The organism is Stenotrophomonas sp. 10L48 (assembly GCF_056395105.1).
In genome coordinates this window covers 306,927-323,299 of sequence record NZ_JBFTIX010000008.1, presented here as the reverse complement: position 1 = coordinate 323,299, position 16,373 = coordinate 306,927, and the positions used below count along the sequence as shown (strand labels likewise).

The 16,373-nt window shown below is 67.1% G+C and carries 20 protein-coding genes; 12 read left to right on the top strand and 8 right to left on the bottom strand.

Annotation, left to right across the window (positions count from 1 at the left end; all coding sequences use genetic code 11):
- Positions 1-4: 4 nt before the first annotated feature.
- Positions 5-757, bottom strand: coding sequence for an SDR family NAD(P)-dependent oxidoreductase (locus tag AC1DCU_RS15670; RefSeq protein WP_025878372.1), 753 nt, complete (start codon positions 755-757; stop codon positions 5-7).
- Between the two features lie 88 nt (positions 758-845).
- Entirely contained in the window at positions 846-1,340 is a 495-nt protein-coding gene (locus tag AC1DCU_RS15665; protein WP_099844680.1) for a hypothetical protein, read from the bottom strand.
- 85 nt (positions 1,341-1,425) lie between these two features.
- Between AC1DCU_RS15665 and AC1DCU_RS15660 the strand changes: the two genes are divergently transcribed.
- Entirely contained in the window at positions 1,426-1,893 is a 468-nt protein-coding gene (locus tag AC1DCU_RS15660; protein WP_025878370.1) for a YehS family protein, read from the top strand.
- Here AC1DCU_RS15660 and AC1DCU_RS15655 read toward each other — a convergent pair.
- Positions 1,862-2,749, bottom strand: a complete 888-nt coding sequence (locus AC1DCU_RS15655) for a LysR family transcriptional regulator (RefSeq protein ID WP_059064129.1) — start codon at positions 2,747-2,749, stop codon at positions 1,862-1,864. The two genes, AC1DCU_RS15660 and AC1DCU_RS15655, sit on opposite strands and share 32 nt — an antisense overlap.
- 144 nt (positions 2,750-2,893) lie before the next feature.
- On the opposite strand from AC1DCU_RS15655, the gene AC1DCU_RS15650 reads away from it, so the two are divergent.
- Complete coding sequence (locus tag AC1DCU_RS15650) at positions 2,894-4,042, top strand: MFS transporter (protein WP_428700737.1); 1,149 nt, start codon at positions 2,894-2,896, stop codon at positions 4,040-4,042.
- On the opposite strand, the gene AC1DCU_RS15645 is transcribed toward AC1DCU_RS15650, so the two are convergent.
- On the bottom strand, positions 4,039-4,737 hold the full coding sequence (locus AC1DCU_RS15645; protein ID WP_080150464.1) for a TorF family putative porin: 699 nt from the start codon (positions 4,735-4,737) through the stop codon (positions 4,039-4,041). The genes AC1DCU_RS15650 and AC1DCU_RS15645 overlap by 4 nt on opposite strands.
- Before the next feature lie 165 nt (positions 4,738-4,902).
- On the opposite strand from AC1DCU_RS15645, the gene AC1DCU_RS15640 reads away from it, so the two are divergent.
- On the top strand, positions 4,903-5,292 hold the full coding sequence (locus AC1DCU_RS15640) for a DUF6165 family protein (RefSeq protein WP_025878366.1): 390 nt from the start codon (positions 4,903-4,905) through the stop codon (positions 5,290-5,292).
- Between the two features lie 9 nt (positions 5,293-5,301).
- Here the strand turns inward: AC1DCU_RS15640 and AC1DCU_RS15635 are convergent, their stop codons facing one another.
- The gene (locus AC1DCU_RS15635; RefSeq protein WP_033832821.1) at positions 5,302-5,979 is read right to left on the bottom strand and encodes a response regulator; all 678 of its coding nucleotides are present in this window, start codon (positions 5,977-5,979) and stop codon (positions 5,302-5,304) included.
- Between the two features lie 190 nt (positions 5,980-6,169).
- Entirely contained in the window at positions 6,170-6,742 is a 573-nt protein-coding gene (locus AC1DCU_RS15630) for an OmpO family porin (RefSeq protein ID WP_025878364.1), read from the bottom strand.
- 278 nt (positions 6,743-7,020) lie between these two features.
- On the opposite strand from AC1DCU_RS15630, the gene AC1DCU_RS15625 reads away from it, so the two are divergent.
- Positions 7,021-7,380, top strand: coding sequence for a DUF1428 domain-containing protein (locus AC1DCU_RS15625; RefSeq protein ID WP_025878363.1), 360 nt, complete (start codon positions 7,021-7,023; stop codon positions 7,378-7,380).
- 15 nt (positions 7,381-7,395) lie between these two features.
- Here the strand turns inward: AC1DCU_RS15625 and AC1DCU_RS15620 are convergent, their stop codons facing one another.
- Positions 7,396-8,094 (bottom strand): hypothetical protein, encoded by a 699-nt coding sequence (locus AC1DCU_RS15620; protein ID WP_059064128.1) that lies wholly within the window; start codon positions 8,092-8,094, stop codon positions 7,396-7,398.
- Positions 8,095-8,235: 141 nt separating this feature from the next.
- Positions 8,236-9,150 (bottom strand): histone, encoded by a 915-nt coding sequence (locus AC1DCU_RS15615; protein ID WP_313116509.1) that lies wholly within the window; start codon positions 9,148-9,150, stop codon positions 8,236-8,238.
- Between the two features lie 489 nt (positions 9,151-9,639).
- On the opposite strand from AC1DCU_RS15615, the gene AC1DCU_RS15610 reads away from it, so the two are divergent.
- From AC1DCU_RS15610 to AC1DCU_RS15575, 8 genes are all read left to right on the top strand, one after another.
- Positions 9,640-11,073, top strand: a complete 1,434-nt coding sequence (locus AC1DCU_RS15610; protein WP_025878360.1) for a Do family serine endopeptidase — start codon at positions 9,640-9,642, stop codon at positions 11,071-11,073.
- A 104-nt stretch (positions 11,074-11,177) separates the two neighbouring features.
- Entirely contained in the window at positions 11,178-11,540 is a 363-nt protein-coding gene (locus tag AC1DCU_RS15605; protein WP_025878359.1) for a hypothetical protein, read from the top strand.
- An 8-nt stretch (positions 11,541-11,548) separates the two neighbouring features.
- Complete coding sequence (locus AC1DCU_RS15600; protein WP_442251799.1) at positions 11,549-12,019, top strand: phage holin family protein; 471 nt, start codon at positions 11,549-11,551, stop codon at positions 12,017-12,019.
- The gene (locus tag AC1DCU_RS15595; RefSeq protein ID WP_025878357.1) at positions 12,016-12,453 is read left to right on the top strand and encodes a hypothetical protein; all 438 of its coding nucleotides are present in this window, start codon (positions 12,016-12,018) and stop codon (positions 12,451-12,453) included. The genes AC1DCU_RS15600 and AC1DCU_RS15595 overlap by 4 nt, the downstream gene beginning before the upstream one ends.
- Positions 12,454-12,520: 67 nt before the next feature.
- The gene (locus AC1DCU_RS15590) at positions 12,521-13,627 is read left to right on the top strand and encodes an AI-2E family transporter (RefSeq protein WP_025878356.1); all 1,107 of its coding nucleotides are present in this window, start codon (positions 12,521-12,523) and stop codon (positions 13,625-13,627) included.
- A gap of 97 nt (positions 13,628-13,724) precedes the next feature.
- A complete protein-coding gene (locus AC1DCU_RS15585) occupies positions 13,725-14,195 on the top strand; it encodes a hypothetical protein (protein WP_032978295.1) in 471 nt (156 codons plus the stop codon).
- 62 nt (positions 14,196-14,257) lie between these two features.
- Positions 14,258-14,986 carry an HAD family hydrolase gene (locus AC1DCU_RS15580; protein ID WP_025878355.1) on the top strand — a complete coding sequence of 243 codons (729 nt, stop codon included), beginning with the start codon at positions 14,258-14,260 and terminating at the stop codon, positions 14,984-14,986.
- A gap of 3 nt (positions 14,987-14,989) precedes the next feature.
- The gene (locus AC1DCU_RS15575) at positions 14,990-16,357 is read left to right on the top strand and encodes a leucyl aminopeptidase family protein (RefSeq protein WP_032978292.1); all 1,368 of its coding nucleotides are present in this window, start codon (positions 14,990-14,992) and stop codon (positions 16,355-16,357) included.
- Positions 16,358-16,373 lie beyond the last annotated feature (16 nt).

The following is a 16,373-nucleotide window of genomic DNA, read 5'->3' as shown; positions in this document are numbered from 1 at the left end:
CGGATCAGCTCTCGCGGGCAACCTGGAAACCGGCGAACGACTGGCTGACCGGCATCAGTTCCAGGCGATTGATGTTCAGGTGCGGGGGCAGGCTCGCCACCCAGAAGATCTGCTCGGCGATGTCTTCGGCGGTCATCGGGTTGGCGCCGGTGTACAGCTTGTCCGACGCAACCTGGTCGCCATGGGTGCGGACCACGGTGAACTCGGTTTCGGCCATGCCCGGCTCGATGGTGGTCACGCGTACACCGGTACCGTGCAGGTCCGAACGCAGGCCCAGCGAGAACTGGCTGACGAACGCCTTGGTGCCGCCATAGGCGTTGCCGCCCGGATACGGATAGACACCGGCCACCGACGAAATGTTGATGATGGCGCCCTTGCGCTCCACCAGCTGCGGCAACAGGCGATGGGTCAGGGTGACCAGCGCGGTGATGTTGGTGTCGATCATCGTCGTCCAGTCCTTCAGACTGGCGCTCTGCGCCGGCGCGGTGCCCTGGGCCAGACCGGCATTGTTGACCAGCAGATCGATGTCACCGAAGGCCGGCGGCAGCGCCAGCAGTGCCGCTTCCATCGCGACCGGATCACGCACGTCGAACACGGCCGCGTGCACCACCTCCTTGCCGTAGCGCTCGACCAGCGGCTGCAGGCGTTCGCTGCGACGGCCGGTGGCGATCACTTTCCAGCCCGCCTGGGCGAAGCGGTGTACGGCAGCGGCGCCGAAGCCGGAAGTGGCGCCGGTAATCAGGACGGTTCGGGTCATCAGACAACTCCGTGGGAAACCAGACCGCCATTCTGGCACCGTCGGCCCACGGCTGCGTTGCCTGATCGGCCCGCTGCGGTGCGCGCGGTCAGCGCAGGCGGAACACGCGTGCCTTCGGCAGATCTTCGTCGACCTGCAGGAACCAGCGTCCGGCGATACCCGGAATCACCTCGATCTGCGGTGCCTGCAGGGTCTTGCGCAGCTTCATCTGGCCCTTCATCACCTGCCACTGCTGACCGTTGTCGAGGGTGAACACCGAGCCCGGCTGCCAACCCGCGACGTCGCCGACCACGCGCGCGCTGACTGGCCCCTCTTCCAGGCCCAGGTGCATCGCCGCCGGGGCGGGAACGTTGGCCGGCAACGGCGCGCCGGTGTTGGCCGCAACCGCCGCCCGCGTGGGTACGGGCGTAGATGCCTCGGCCTCGCGCAGCACGCGGTTCAGGGTCTGCAGCTGGGTCGCGTCCAGGCCCACTTCGGCCAGCTGGGCCGCGCTGAGACGCTGCTCCACGGGCACGAAACGGTCCTGGGCGGTGGCGGCGAAGCTGCTGGCGGCCAGCAGAACGGAAAGGAGGTACCGGCGCATCGGAGAGGGTCTCTGCAGAACAGCGCTCACGATGCTGCAATCCGGTGACAGTCCGGTTACAGCCGCAGGGCCGGTACAATGGGCCATGATCAATAATGATGTACTGCGCAGCGTGCGCTACTCCCTGGACCTCGGCGACCACCACGTGGTGACCCTGTGCCAGATGGCCGATCCGGCGTTCGAAGTGGATGTCGACCAGGCCAAGGCCTGGCTGCTGCGTGAAGACGAGCCGGGTTTCCAGCCGATGAGCGACAGTGCGCTGGCGCACTTCCTCGATGGCCTGATCCTGCACCTGCGCGGTCACGATGAGGGCCAGGCGCCGCGCGCGGTGGAAACCCGCATCGACAACAACCTGGTGTTGAAGAAGCTGCGCGTGGCCTTCCAGCTGCGCGATGTCGACATGATGGAGATCTTCACCAGCATCGGCTTCAACGTCTCCAAATCCGAACTCGGCGCGCTGTTCCGCCAGCCCGGCCACAAGAACTACCGGCGCTGCCTGGACCAGATGCTGCGCAACTTCCTCAAGGGCCTGAGCCTGCGCCTGCGCAGCTGAGCACGGCGTCGACGAAGGCGCGTGCGGCCGGCGTCGGCAGGCGCTGCCAGACCAGATGTACGCGCCGGGTCGGGGTCGGTTGCAGCGGCACCTGCACCACCCCTTCAAAACCGTCGGCGATCCGCACTGGCACGATGCCCACCGCAAGGCCGTGGCGGACGAAGCGCTCGACCAGTTCCATCAGGTTGACCTCGAAACGCACCTGATGCGGCAGGCCCGCTGCGGCGAACGCATCATCGGTCTGCCGGCGCGCGCCGGTCCCCCGCGGGAAATCGACCAGGGCCTCATCCTGCAGCGCCGCCAACGGCAACCGCTGGCGCGTGGCCAGCCGATGCTGCGGCGCCAGCACGGCCACCAGATCCTCTTCCTGCAGCATCTGGTGGCAGACGCCCTCCAGATGGGCCGACGGCGCCAGCCCCACCAGCGCCACGTCCAGTGCGCGCGACTGCACCTGCTGCAGCAGGGTCTCGCTCTTGTCCACCCGCAACTGGAACTCCACCTGCGGGTGCTGCTGCTGGAAGGCAGCCAGCATGGCCACCACGTCGACGCCGGTCAGCGACGAGATCTGCCCGATCGCCAGCAGTCCGCGCACGTCACCACTGACGGCAGCGACGTCGGCACGCAGGTGGCGCAGGCTGGCCAGCACCTGCCGGGCGTGCACCAGCAACGCCTCTCCCGCCGCGGTGGCGCGCACCTGGCGCGGCAGCCGCTCGAACAACACCGTGCCCAGCTCCTGCTCCAGATGGGCAATCTGATGGCTCAGGGCCGACTGCACGACGTGGCAGCGCGCGGCCGCACGGGTGAAGTTGCCCTCTTCAGCCAGGGCCACGGCGAACTCGAGCTGCTTCAGGTTCACACCCGTATCTCAATTCCAGATGACAGCGATGATGATGATTCATTTCCATCATGACCGCAGCAGGCAGACACTGTGCTGCCCTGCTTCACGGAACATCGCGTGTCTCCTTCCCTTCCTCCCCTGCAGCGCTGGCAGATCCTGTTGATGTCGGTCGCCACCGGCGTCGCGGTGGCCAGCAATTACTACGCGCAGCCGTTGCTGCATACCATCGCCGATGCCTTCGGCGTGCCTTTCGGCCAGGTCGGCATGGTGGTGACCGCTGCGCAGTTGAGCTACGCCGCTGGCCTGATCCTGCTGGTGCCGTTGGGTGACCTGTTCGAGCGCCGCCGGCTGATCGTGGTGATGACGTTGCTGTCGGCCAGCGGGCTGGTGATCAGCGCGTGCGCGCCGTCGTTGCCATGGCTGCTGGCCGGTACCGCGATCACCGGGTTGTTCTCGGTGGTGGCGCAGGTGCTGGTGCCGTTCGCCGCCACCCTGGCCGCACCGGAGCATCGCGGCCGCGTGGTCGGCACGCTGATGAGCGGGCTGCTGCTGGGCATCCTGCTGGCACGCACCGTGGCCGGGCTGCTGTCGAGCCTGGGCGACTGGCGCCTGGTCTATGCGATCGCTGCAGGAACGCTGGTGCTGACCGCGCTGGCCCTGCAGCGCGGCCTGCCGCGTTTCCACCACAGCGCCGGGCTGAGCTACTTCGCGCTGCTGCGCTCGATCGGCACGCTGTTCGTGCAGGAACCGGTGCTGTGCCAGCGCACGCTGCTCGGCGCGTGCAGCTTTGCGATGTTCGCGATCTTCTGGACGCCACTGGCCTTCCTGCTGGCGCAGCCGCCGTATGCCTACAGCGACGCCACCATCGGCCTGTTCGGGCTGGTCGGTGCCGCCGGTACGCTGGCTGCCGGCCTTGCCGGGCGCATGTCGGATCGTGGCCAGACCGGCCGGGCCACGGCCATTGCGCTGGTGCTGTTGCTGCTGTCCTGGCTGCCTCTGGGGCTGTCGGCGTATTCGCTGCTGGCGCTGCTGGTCGGCGTGGTGGTGCTGGACCTGGCCGCGCAGCTGCTGCATGTCAGCAACCAGAACCTGATCTACGCACTGCAGCCGGAGGCACGCAACCGCCTCAATGCCGGTTACATGACCGGCTATTTCATCGGGGGTTCGCTGGGCTCGCTGCTGTCGGCACAGGTCTACCAGCGTTTCGGCTGGACCGGCGTGTGCGTGGCCGGTACCGCGGTGGCGGTACTGGCCCTGCTGGTGTGGCTGCCCAGTGCCTGGCGCGCACGCCAGGCCGCGTCGGCCGACTAGAAGCTGCCCTGCAGCGCCAGTTCCCAGCGTCCACCGGCATTGCCCGGGAACAGACGCTTGGCGGCGCTGTCGGTGTCATGCACGGTGGCGCGCAGTTCCCAGGCCGGCGTCAACGTGGCAATGGCACTGAGCTGGCCATGCAGGTAGTCCGGCCCCTGCGCGGTGGCCAGCCAGTACTGCCCCACCGCCGCTTCCAACCGCACGCGCTCGTTCAACGGCACCCGCACGCCCAGCTGTGCGTAGGTGCCGCGACGGCCGCCGGCCAGGGCATCGTTGGAGTGGGCAACCTGCAGCCAGGCGCGTTGCTTCCAGGTGGTGGTGACATTGAGTTCGGTCCAGTCCAGTGCGCGGCCAGTGCCCGGATAGACATACCGGGTGAGGTTCGCATCCAGGCTCCAGTCCGGCGACAGCGCGCCGGACCAGCCGGCGACGAGATCGAACTCGCTGCGTGCCCCGCTGTCCGGCGTGAACGAGACATTCGATCCCCATGCGCTGGCATACCAGCCCGAACCCACCGTCACCTTTGCCCCCACCTGCGCGGCCGGATCGCCCTCGCTCTGCGAACTGCCGCGCCAGACATAGTCGCTGGTCAATGCCGCCGTGCCACTCACCTGCACCTGCGCCTGCACGCTGCCGGCGCACAGCAGCCCCGCCAGTGCGGCCGCGCTGGCCATGATCATCCCCTTGCTCTTCACTGCACTCACTTCCTCGTCGAAGGCGGTCTGTCCGCCGGGACGGCAGTGTCGATGGCAGGGCCGTAACGGTTCGATGGCGATGCTGCCGTGCCAGCGCAAATTCAGCGTAAATCCGCGCTGCGGTGGGCGCGGTATCATGCGGGCCTATTTCCAGGAACCAACCACGTGGACGCCATCCTGACCCCGGTATCGATCGGCGAGCTGATCGACAAGATCACCATTCTCGAGATCAAGGCCGAGCGCATCGACGATGCGACCAAGCTGGCCAACGTGCGCACCGAGCTTGACGGCCTGCTGCCGCTGCTGCAGCAGCAGCTTGACGCGCAGCCGGCACTGGCCGCGCTGAAGACGCAGTTGAAGGCCATCAACGAGCGCATGTGGGAGATCCAGGACCAGCTGCGCGACAAGGAAGCGGCGCAGGTATTCGACGAGGCGTTCATCCAGCTGGCGCGCGGCGTGTACGGCACCAACGGCGAACGCGTACAGGTGAAGAACGAGATCAACCGTGTTGCCGGTTCGGCGTTGGTCGAGGAAAAGCAGTACCAGGGCGAGTAAGCGCGCCCGTCAGCCACACTCCAGCAGGTGGCGGATGCGGAACAGTTCGACATCGCTGCGGATGCCGAGCTTCTGGTAGGCCGCTTTCTTCTGCGTGCTGATCGTGCTGGCCGAGCGCTGGAAGCGCCGGGCCACTTCGCCGGTGCTGCACCCCTGCAGCACCAGCCGCAGCACTTCGCGTTCACGCCGGCTCAGTGGCGTCAGGCTGGGCGCCGACATGCGCCGCGCGCGCGATCGATTCAGCTGCGTGCGCAGCTCCGGGGGCACGAACCGCCCACCGCGGGCCACCACGTCCACCGCGCGCAGCAGCATTTCCGGCGTGGTCGCCTTGGACAGGAAGCCGCGTGCGCCGGCCTGCATCGTCGTGGCCACGGTGCTGGCATTGCAGTGCGCCGACAGCACCAGTATCGGCAGGCTGGGCCAGCGCCGGGACAATCCGCGCAGCAGCTGCAACCCGTCGCCAAGATCCCCCAGCGGCAGCGCATCGATCACCAGCAGGTCAACGCAGCCGGGTTCGCGTTGCAGCAGTTCCACCAGGTCATCTTCGTTGGCGTAGCTGCCGCGCACGTGCACGCCGCTGTGCTGGTGCAGCAGCACTTCCACCCCCAGCCGCAGCACCGGATGCGGATCCAGCAGCGCCAGACGGCGCGGCCGGTCGGGGAGCAGCGGTGGGAGTACGGGCGGCATCGCGGTGTATCCGGCAGCACGGGATATCCACCGTAGGCCGCCACTGGCGGTGGCGGAATCCAATTCATTGCAATGCAACATGACGCCGCGCATCGCAGTCAGACTCTGTTCTGATTCCCACAACGCAACAGGCCCGGCAATGCCGGGCCTGTTTCAGCACGAACAGCGCGCGGGCGCGCCGTAGATGCAATTACCAGCTGAAGCGCGGGCCGACGGTGTATTCCTTGTCGCCGTGGCGGTTCATCTTCAGCTCGCCGTTCAGGCCCCAGTTCTGGTTCAGCTTGACCTGACCACCCAGACGGCCGTACCACTGGCTGTCGATGTCGACGCCGTGCTTCTTCGAATAATCTTCGTAACCGACCAGGCCGTAGACCTCAGCGTGGGCACCGAACGCGGTACGGATACCGGCTTCAGCGCTGTAGCCGTTGAAATCCAGGCCGTGCTTCTGGTCGAACTTCTGGTAGGCGACGCGGGCAACGAAGTCGGTCGACGGAGCGATTTCGACGTTGTAGCCGGCACCGACCTTCCACTGGTCAACCTTGATGTTGGTGTGGTCGACTTCCTGACGGCTGTACTCGCCGAAAGCGTGGAAGTTCGGCAGGAAGCCGTAGGAACCCTTCACGCCCCAGCCATCAGCCTTGATGCCGTCAACGTCGGTCTTGGCGTAGTCAGCCTCGGCGTAGTTGTAGGACAGGTTCTCGGCGGCCGAAGCGGTGAACGGCAGGGCAGCGGCCAGAGCCAGAGCAATCAGCGAATTCTTCATGGGGGTACACCTTTACTTTCTTATGGTGTGCAGCAGCGCCAGGGCGCCATCGCATCGGGAATGTAAATTCTCCGTTATTCGCCACAACGCTCCCTGAAAACAGCGGTCTTCGCATTGCTGAATTTTTTGCATTGATTCAGCAAGGCTCAGGCATACGCGCGCGGTACGCGCACGCGCTTCGATTCAATGGCGCGGCAATCGATGTCGATTTGCCGCGCCCTGAAGCGTCGACTCAATGAAGGCCGTGCACCTGGCACGGTCCATTCCGGAGGCAAGCGATGAGCTACATCGATGGTTTCGTCCTGGCGGTGCCCACCGCCAACAAGGAGAAGTTCCTCGCCCACGCGCGCAGCGGCGACGTGGTGTTCCTCGAACACGGCGCGCTGCGCGTGGTCGAGTGCTGGGGCGATGACGTGCCGCACGGCAAGACCACCGACTTCTTCGGCGCGGTGAAAGCCACGGCGGAGGAGACCGTGGTGTTTTCCTGGATCGAGTGGCCGGACAAGGCCACCCGCGATGCAGGCATGCAGAAAATGATGGAAGACCCGCGGTTGGACCCGTCGAAGAATCCCATGCCGTTCGACGGTGCACGGATGATCTACGGCGGATTCGAGCCGATCTTCGAACTCAAGCGCTGACCCGGGCGGGCGTCCTCAGCGGGCGCCCGCTTCATCCTCACCGGCCGCGTGGCCGGCACCCAGCGCAGCACCGGCACCAACACCCAGCCCGCCCATTCCGGCACCCATGCCGCCGCCACCGCCGCCACCTCCACCGGTGCGACCGCCCTTGGCGTCGCCCTCGTTGCGGCCCTTGCCACTTCCGCCACCGCTGCCCGCAGGGCGGGTAGGCCCTTGGCGCGGGATCTCCAGGTCGGCCGGTACCGGCGCAAGGTCCAGCGCCTCGCGGACGAAGTCGCGCAGCGAGATCACCAGTTCGTGTGTGTGCACCGCACGCCCCTGTGCCAGTTCACTGGCAGCGCGCGCGGCCAGCCGTACCTGCTCGTCGGTGCCCAGCAGCAGGATGTCCGACAAGGCCGCTTCGACCGCATCGCGGATGCGCCGGGCCCGATCCGAGCCCGGCTCGGCGATGCCTTCTTCGTGGGCCCGCTGGCGCAGGTCGCGCAGGTGGGTTGGATCGACCCCCAGCTCACCGGTGAAGGAGCCGCCCAGCGTCTTGTAGGCCGCCATCAAGGTACGCAGCCGCTCATTGATCTGCCGATTCTCTCGTTCGCGGCGCTGCTGCAGGGTCTGCATCACCAGCAGGCGGATGCCCACGCCGAGCAGGGTGATCAGGACCAACCCGGCCAGGGTGGACAGCACGCCCTGCCAGGAACTGAAATCGATGCCGCGCATGGTCAGGGCTCCTGCGGAAGACCTTCATCTTGCCCCAGGCTGCTGCCGCAGATCCACGCCAGGCAATGATCAGTCCCCCCCCCCGAAAACGCAGAAGGCCCTCCCGCCCGATGAGCGGAAGGGCCTTCAAACCACGCGCGATTACTTGCGCTTGGCAGCCTTGCGCACGGCCTTCTTGGCCGGAGCCTTCTTGGCCACGGCCTTCTTCAGCGGTGCAGCCTTCTTGGCGACCGTCTTGCGGGTAGCAGCGACCTTCTTGCCGACAACCTTCTTGGCAGCAGCGGTCTTCTTGCCGACAACCTTCTTGGCAGTGGCGGTCTTCTTGCCGACGACCTTCTTGGCAGCGACGGTCTTCTTGCCGACGACCTTCTTGGCAGCGACGGTCTTCTTGCCGACGACCTTCTTGGCAGCGACAGTCTTCTTGCCGACGACCTTCTTGGCAGCGACGGTCTTCTTGGCCGCAGCCTTCTTGGCGGTAGCGACCTTCTTGCCGACGACCGTCCTGGCGGCCACGGTCTTCTTGGCCACAGCCTTCTTGGCGGTAGCGACCTTCTTGCCGACAACCTTCTTGGCAGCAGCGGTCTTCTTGGCCACAGCCTTCTTGGCGGTCGCAACCTTCTTGGTGGCGGCCTTCTTCACGGTAGCGACCTTCTTGCCGGCAGCCTTGGTGGTCTTCTTGGCAGCAGCAACCTTCTTGGTCACGGTCTTGCCGGCAGCCGCCTTCTTCTTGGCCACTTCCTTCTTCAGGGCAGCAGCTTCGGCCTTGGCGTTCTTCTTGGCCGCTTCCAGCTTCTTCTTGGCGTTGGCAACGGTCTTGCCGACCGACTTGGCAGCCTTCTCGGCCTTCTTGGCAACGGTCTTCTCGACCTTGGCCACGACCTTCTTGGCCTTGGCGACGCGGGTGGTGGCAGCCTTGCGGGCGCGCTTGACGGTCTTCTTGACCGACTTCACTGCGTCTTCGGCGGCGTGGGCGATGGTCTCGCCGACGTTGGTGGCGGTTTCTTTCACGTTCTCGACGGCGTCGGTCACGACCGACACACCATTACCGTTGCTCATGTTGCCCTCCTAGGGGCCTGGATTGTCAAAACGGGGCGATGCTATACCGACAATGGCTATCGTGGAACGGGCACGGCCGGCCAATCGCATCCTGTGCGACGCAACTGGAGTAAGCGATAGCGGCGGCGGACGTGCCCCGCAGTCAGGAAATCCCTTTTTTTAAGCAGTGTGCTGCGCAGCCTGCCTGCTGCTGGCGTGCCGATGCAGGCACTGGCAGCAGCCACACATCCGCGCAGCACTGAGCGTCATCGCAAGGTCGGGATGCGCGGAACTGCGCAAGTGTCGCGGTGTATCAGGGCGCTGCCGGCGTGCCTTGCGGCACTCGCTCGCGGCTGTCGCGAACAGCGTTGTGGTGCGCGCGTCAGCTTTCCGGCGCCTGCGGTGAGGGTCGGATTTTCATGGGGCATTTATCCAGATCGCGACACACTCATTCAGCTTGTTCTACCGTATGCGTCAACGGCCCCAACCTCAGCCTGCGAACCGACTCCCATGCGACCGCTTCCCACCCTGCTTACGCTCGCAATCGCCGCTGCCTTCGGCGGCTTCGTTGCCACCGGCCTCAATGCGCACCTGGACAACCGTGCCGATGCCGCTCCGCTGCCGGCGGTACTGCCCACCTCCGCAGCGCTGCCGGCCGCGGTCGCCGGGCAGGCGGTGCCTTCGCTTGCACCGATGCTGGAAAAGGCGATGCCGGCGGTGGTCAGCGTCAACACCAAGCAGGTGGTGCGGGTACGCAACCCGTTCTTCAACGACCCGTTCTTCCGCCGCCTGTTCCCGGACATCCCGCAGGAGCGGATCAACGAGTCACTCGGTTCGGGCGTCATCATCGATGCCACCGAAGGCCTGGTGCTGACCAACCACCACGTCATCGACAACGCTGATGACGTGCAGGTGACACTGGCCGATGGGCGCACGGTGAAGGCCGAGTTCCTCGGCTCGGACCGCGACACCGACATCGCGCTGATCCGCATTCCGGCGCAGAACCTGACCGACATCAAGCTGGGCAACAGCGACCAGCTGCGGGTGGGCGACTTCGTGGTCGCCATCGGCAATCCGTTCGGTTTCAGCCAGACGGTCACCTCGGGCATCGTCTCGGCGGTGGGCCGCAGTGGCATCCGCGGGCTGGGCTACCAGAACTTCATCCAGACCGATGCATCGATCAACCCCGGCAATTCCGGTGGCGCACTGGTCAACCTGCAGGGCCAGCTGGTGGGCATCAACACCGCCAGCTTCAACCCGCAGGGCAGCATGGCCGGCAACATCGGCCTGGGCCTGGCGATTCCGTCGAACCTGGCCCGCAGCGTGGTCGACCAGCTGGTCAAGCATGGTGTGGTGGTGCGCGGCACGCTGGGCATCGAAAGCCAGAACCTGAGCGCGCAGATCGCGCAGGGCCTGGGCCTGGGCGAAACCCGTGGCGCCCTGGTAACCCGCGTGCTGGCCGGTTCGGCCGGTGCCGCCGCAGGACTGAAGCCGGGCGACGTGGTGGTATCGGCCAACGGCCAGCGCGTGGACAGTGCCGAAGCACTGCACAACGTGGAAGGCCTGGCGGCGGTGGGCAGCGTGCTGACTCTGGACGTTCGCCGCGAAGGCAAGCCGCTGCAGATCAAGGCAACGCTGAAGGAACAGGCGCGCGTGGTCAGCGGCGAGAGCCTGGACCCGCGCCTGACCGGTGCCAGCTTCGTCGACCTGCCCGAATCGCTGCGTCAGTCTGGCGTGGGCGGCGTGCTGGTCAGCGAGGTCAAGCGCGGCAGCCGCGCCGCGACCAATGGCCTGCAGCAGGGCGACATCATCACCGACGCCACGGTGGGCGAGTTCGCCGACCTGGCCAGCTGGCGCGCCAATTTCCAGCAGCGCCCGCCCACCCTGGTGCTGCGCGTGCTGCGCAACAATGGCCAGCAGCAGGGCCAGTTGGTGATGCGCTGATCGCCTGGCCGTAACGCCCCCTATACCCACGTGATGCTATTGCTGTACGTCCAGGTCGGCCAAGCGCCGATCGCCCGTTCCCCCATCGCAACAGGAGTGATTCGATGAGCCCCACCAATACCGAGAACCTGAAGGACCACCTGGGTGAAGCCGGTTCCCACCTGAAGCAGGCCGCCAGCGCTGCCGGCGGTGCGATCAAGGGCGCTACCGGCGCCGCGACCGATGAACTGCGCATCGGCAAGGCCAACGTCAAGGCTGAACTTTCCGACAGCGCGCTGTCGGGCCTGGCTGCTGCCGAGTTCGGTGGTGCCGCCGCCAAGGAACAGGTCGACGCGCTGATGGACAAGGGCAAGGACCTGATCGACAGCGCTGCTGAGCTGATCCGCGAACGTCCGCTGGCCTCGTTCGGCGTGGCCTTCGCTACCGGCTGGATCATCGCCAAGCTGGCCCGCGGCAGCGACAAGTAAGCTGCGGCGTGAGCGAAGACACCACGCAACGTCCTGATCCGGCGGCCACGCCGCCGTTGGACGAAAGCATCCGCCAGGTCGGCGCAGCCGGCCAGGCGACTGCCGATTCGGCCAAGCACTCACTGCGTTCGCTGCGCCGGTTGGCGTCGGCGGACTTCGCGCTGGCGCGCAGCGCATTCGGCCGCGCATTGGCCTGGGCCGGCGTCGCCATCGTGTTCGGTGCGTCGGCCTGGCTGTTGCTGGCCGCCACCCTCATCGCCCTGCTGCAGAGCTTCGGCCTGAGCTGGCTGCAGGCCCTGCTGATCACCTCGCTGCTGAGCCTGGCCGTCACCGGCTATGCGATCTGGCGCGTTTCCTACTTCTTCCACCACACCGGCATGCACGCCACCCGGCGTCAGTTGTCCCGGTTGGGCCTGTTCGATGAGCCCACCGATGATGATCCCGATGCCGGCGTGCAGATCCCGGAGGGCAAGCCATGAAGTTCGGTGCACTGCAGCGGCGTGTGAAACGTTGCGAACAGGTGATGGCCGTGCGCCTCGGCGAGACCCAGGACCACTGGAACGTGCTCAGCCAGGTCTGGCGACAGGGCTGGTCGCCACTGCGCATCGTGGTGGTGGGTCTGGCCGGCGGATTCATCGCCGGCAAGCTGGAGGTTCCGGGCAAGGTCAACGGAGCGCGTTGGCTGCAGATGGTCGGTTCGGTGTCCAGCCTGTTCGCCAGCGCCCAGGCCGCGTTTGCTTCGGTGGTGGCGGCGCAGGCGGCGGAAACCGCAGACGATGCCGCCGACCAGGTGGATGAGGCGGCCGGGCCGCCACCCGCCGCTGCGGCACGACCGGCAGCACGCCCGGTGGCCGAGCCCGAGCTGCGTGAGCCCCGTCCGGCCGAAGCGGCGACCGAGATGTCCGAACGTTGACGAACCTTACCCGCCGCGTTGATCGCGGCGGGCCGATAATGGGCTTCTCTTTCTGGTCGGTGCGTCGATGAGCGAGTCCCTGTTGTCCCCGTCGTCGCCTGCGCCGGACGAGTCCGCACCCCTGCCGCCGCCCTCGCGCCCACGTGGCCCGATGTCGCTGGTGATCCTGGCGACCCTGGCCGTGGCGTTCACCCTGTGGGCGGCGCAGGACATCATCCTGCCGGTCCTGCTGGCGATGTTCTTCGCCCTAGTCGGCAACCCCATCCTGCGCCTGCTGCAGAAGCTGTGGATTCCGCGCGCGCTCGGCGCCCTGCTGGTGCTGGGCGCCGGCCTGGGCGTGACCGGTGCGCTGGCGGTGCAGCTGATCGGCCCGGCGATGGACTGGGCACAGGAAGCACCGCAGCAGCTGCGCAAGGTTGCGCGCCAGGTGCAGGACCTGACCAAGCCGGTGCAGCAGGCCAACCAGGCCGCAGAGAATTTCGCGCGCGTGGCCGGCGGCGACGGCAACCGCAAGGTGCAGGTGATCCGCACCCAGCTGGACGACCCCTACCGGATGCTCACCCGTGCGCCGCGGCTGGCCGCCTCGGTGCTGGCCGTCGTGCTGCTGACGCTGTTCTTCATGATCTACGGCCAGAGCCTGCAGCGTGCAGCGATCGCCCTGTTCCCGAACCGGCAGCAGCAGCGTTTCACCAGTGACATCCTGCGCTCGATCGAGCATGAGGTGTCGCGCTACGTATTGACCATCAGCGTGATCAACACGGTGGTCGGCCTGCTGTTGGCCGGGGTGCTGATGCTGCTGGGCATCGGCCTGCAGGAGGCGCTGCTGTGGGGAACCGTGGCGGCGCTGCTGAATTTCGCGCCCTATGTCGGTCCGCTGCTCGGCGTCGCATTGATGCTGCTGATGGGCTTTGTCGAGTTCCGCGACCCGCTGCAGGCACTGCTGCCTGCGGCCGCCTACCTGGCCCTGCATACCCTGGAAGGGCAGCTGGTGACGCCGATCGTGCTTGGTCGGCAGATGAAACTGTCACCGCTGGTGCTGATCCTGGCGCTGATGGTGTTCGGCTGGGCCTGGGGCATGATCGGCCTGCTGCTGGCGGTGCCGCTGCTGGTCTGCATCAAGCTGGTGCTGGCGCGGCTGGACGGCATGCACGGCTGGGCGCGGCTGCTGGAGTGAGGCGCGCTCCATCGACGGGCGTGCGGGGAGAGGAACGGTGGGACGGCGAAGGCTGGCAGAATATGCGCCCGCTTTTTCCCAGGATGGAACCCTCCCCATGTTCTCTTTCGCGCGTCGATGCCTCGCCCTGACCTGCCTGGCCGCCCCCGCCTTCGCCGCCGCCCCGCCCAGTGCGGAAGTGGCCCGCACCCAGCTGGTGGAGGCCATCACCTGCCAGCGCCATCTCACGCCCGAACAGTTCGATGCCATGGCCAAGGTGCTGATGCCCGCCGGGGCCAAGACCAGGGACGAGTACGACGACGGCTACACACTGGCCTCGCCGCTGATGGTGCTTGGCCTGCCGGTGACCCATGTGACTTCCTACGACGGCTCCAGCGGCGAGGATGGCGTGGACAGTTACACGGCGTACTTCGGCAGCGCGGAAATCAGCAAGGTCGCCGCCTTGGCGAAGATGCCGCCGCCGGTGGCCGGTGGCTACCGGCGCGAAGTGGGCAGGCATGACCTGAGCGTCGATCGCGTCGATGGCCAGACCGTCCTGTACTGCTCCTACGACCTGCGCAGCCACTGACGGCGGCGGCGCCTGCCCGCCGCGCGCATGAAAGCCCGCGCGGGCAGGCGTAGAATGGCGGGGTGAAATTCCCTGTCCTTGCCATCACCCTCGACCTCGACGATACGCTGTGGCCGTTCGCTCCGATCGGCGCCCGCATCGACCAGGTCCTGTTCGACTGGATGCGCGAACACAGCCCCGCCACCGCCGCGATGTATCCGGTGGCGGCCATGCGCGAACTGCGCGAGCGCTCGTTCCGCGACAACCCCCACCTGCATTTCGACCTGAGCGCGCTGCGCCGGCTGACGATCCAGGAGGCGCTGGAAAACAGTGGCGCCAGCCTGGATCTTCTGGAACCGGCGTATGAAGTGTTCTACGCCGCGCGCAACCAGGTGGAGTGCTACCCCGATGCGCTGGACGCACTGGCGCGTATCGCCGCGCGGGTGCCGGTGGCCGCGTTGAGCAACGGCAACGCCGATCTGGAACGGATCGGCCTGGCCCATCACTTCAGCTTCCAGCTGGGCGCGCGCGAGCATGGCGCGGCCAAGCCGGAAGCGAGCATTTTCCACGCTGCCTGCGACCGCCTGGGCGTCGCCCCGGCGCAGGTGCTGCACGTGGGCGACCACGTCGAGATGGACGTGGCCGGCGCGATGGCTGCCGGCCTGCGCGGCTGCTGGATCAACCGCGAAGCGGCCACCTGGAACCATCCGCAGCTGCAGCCTGACCTGCAGTTCGACACCCTCACCGGCCTGGCCGATTGGCTCGATGCCAACCTCGACGCCGCCGACGCTGACGCATCCCGGAGTACCTGACGCATGAGCGAGATCACTGGCTTCACCGCCGACACCACCGCCGCACTGCCGCTGCACGTGCTGGACCGCAGCCAGTTCGAGGCGTGGAAGAACAGCCAATCTGCTGCCACCCAGGCGTGGTTGAAGTCGCAGGGCTTCACTGCGGGCGCGCATTCGGTTGCGCTGCTGCCCGGCGCCGATGGCCTGGCTGGCGCGGTGATCGGCGTCGGTGATCGTGCCGATGCCTACAGCTACGCCCATGCACCGCATGCCCTGCCGGAAGGTAGCGTGTGGCAGCTGGCCAGCGAACTGCCGGCCGCCGAGCAGGCGCTGCTGCAGCTGGGCTGGGGCCTGGGCAGCTACCGCTTCGACCGCTACCGCAAGCGCAACCGCGCGCCGGCCCAGCTGGTGGCTGCACCGACCGGCGAAGTGGCCGACCTGATCGCCGCCAGCCTGCGCGTGCGTGACTGGGTCAACACGCCGACCGAAGACATGGGCCCGCAGCAGCTGGAAGACGCCGCGCGTGCCCTGGCTGAAGCGCATGGCGCGCAGGTGGAAGCCATCACCGGCGACGAACTGCTGGCGCAGAACTTCCCGGCCATCCATGCGGTGGGCCGTGCCTCGCACCGTGCGCCGCGGCTGATCGTGCTGCGCTGGGGCAAGGAGACCGACCCGGCGCTGGCACTGGTCGGCAAGGGCGTGTGCTTCGATACCGGCGGCCTGGACATCAAGCCGGCCGATGGCATGCGCAACATGAAGAAGGACATGGGCGGCGCCGCACACGCGCTGGCCCTGGCCGGGCTGGTGATGGCCCAGCAGCTGCCGGTGCGCCTGACCCTGCTGGTACCGGCGGTGGAAAATGCGATCGGCCCGGATGCCTTCCGTCCGGGCGAAGTGATCGCCACCCGCAAGGGCCTGAGCGTGGAGATCGACAACACCGATGCCGAAGGCCGGGTGATCCTGTGCGACGCGCTGACGTTCGCCGGTGAGCAGAAGCCGGACCTGGTGCTGGACTTCGCCACGCTGACCGGCGCGGCACGCATCGCGCTGGGCCCGGACCTGCCGGCGCTGTTCAGCAACGATGACACGCTCGCCCAGCAGTGGCTGCAGGCTGGCGACGCCACCCGTGACCCGGTGTGGCGCATGCCGTTGTGGCGCCCGTACCTGCGTTACCTGAGCAGCGGCATCGCCGACCTGGCCAACGCCGGTTCGCGCATGGCCGGCTCGGTCACCGCCGCGCTGTACCTGGAACGCTTCCTGGAAGACGGACAGCGCTGGGCACATCTGGACGTGTATGCCTGGAACGATGGCGAGCGCCCGGGCCGCCCGGCCGGTGGCGAAGCCCTGGCCCTGCGTTCGGCCTGGACGATGCTGAAGGCACGTTACGGCTGATGGAGCCGCCGGGCAT

Bases quoted from the DNA above. Each gene is read 5' to 3' on its own strand.
- AC1DCU_RS15605 (WP_025878359.1), top strand. From the start codon at position 11,178: ATGAGCCCCACCAATACCGAGAACCTGAAGGACCACCTGGGTGAAGCC.
- AC1DCU_RS15625 (WP_025878363.1), top strand. From the start codon at position 7,021: ATGAGCTACATCGATGGTTTCGTCCTGGCGGTGCCCACCGCCAACAAG.
- AC1DCU_RS15575 (WP_032978292.1), top strand. From the start codon at position 14,990: ATGAGCGAGATCACTGGCTTCACCGCCGACACCACCGCCGCACTGCCG.
- AC1DCU_RS15590 (WP_025878356.1), top strand. From the start codon at position 12,521: ATGAGCGAGTCCCTGTTGTCCCCGTCGTCGCCTGCGCCGGACGAGTCC.
- AC1DCU_RS15615 (WP_313116509.1), bottom strand. From the start codon at position 9,150: ATGAGCAACGGTAATGGTGTGTCGGTCGTGACCGACGCCGTCGAGAAC.
- AC1DCU_RS15595 (WP_025878357.1), top strand. From the start codon at position 12,016: ATGAAGTTCGGTGCACTGCAGCGGCGTGTGAAACGTTGCGAACAGGTG.
- AC1DCU_RS15585 (WP_032978295.1), top strand. From the start codon at position 13,725: ATGTTCTCTTTCGCGCGTCGATGCCTCGCCCTGACCTGCCTGGCCGCC.
- AC1DCU_RS15660 (WP_025878370.1), top strand. From the start codon at position 1,426: ATGATCAATAATGATGTACTGCGCAGCGTGCGCTACTCCCTGGACCTC.
- AC1DCU_RS15635 (WP_033832821.1), bottom strand. From the start codon at position 5,979: ATGCCGCCCGTACTCCCACCGCTGCTCCCCGACCGGCCGCGCCGTCTG.
- AC1DCU_RS15650 (WP_428700737.1), top strand. From the start codon at position 2,894: ATGTCGGTCGCCACCGGCGTCGCGGTGGCCAGCAATTACTACGCGCAG.
- AC1DCU_RS15670 (WP_025878372.1), bottom strand. From the start codon at position 757: ATGACCCGAACCGTCCTGATTACCGGCGCCACTTCCGGCTTCGGCGCC.
- AC1DCU_RS15620 (WP_059064128.1), bottom strand. From the start codon at position 8,094: ATGCGCGGCATCGATTTCAGTTCCTGGCAGGGCGTGCTGTCCACCCTG.
- AC1DCU_RS15665 (WP_099844680.1), bottom strand. From the start codon at position 1,340: ATGCGCCGGTACCTCCTTTCCGTTCTGCTGGCCGCCAGCAGCTTCGCC.
- AC1DCU_RS15630 (WP_025878364.1), bottom strand. From the start codon at position 6,742: ATGAAGAATTCGCTGATTGCTCTGGCTCTGGCCGCTGCCCTGCCGTTC.
- AC1DCU_RS15610 (WP_025878360.1), top strand. From the start codon at position 9,640: ATGCGACCGCTTCCCACCCTGCTTACGCTCGCAATCGCCGCTGCCTTC.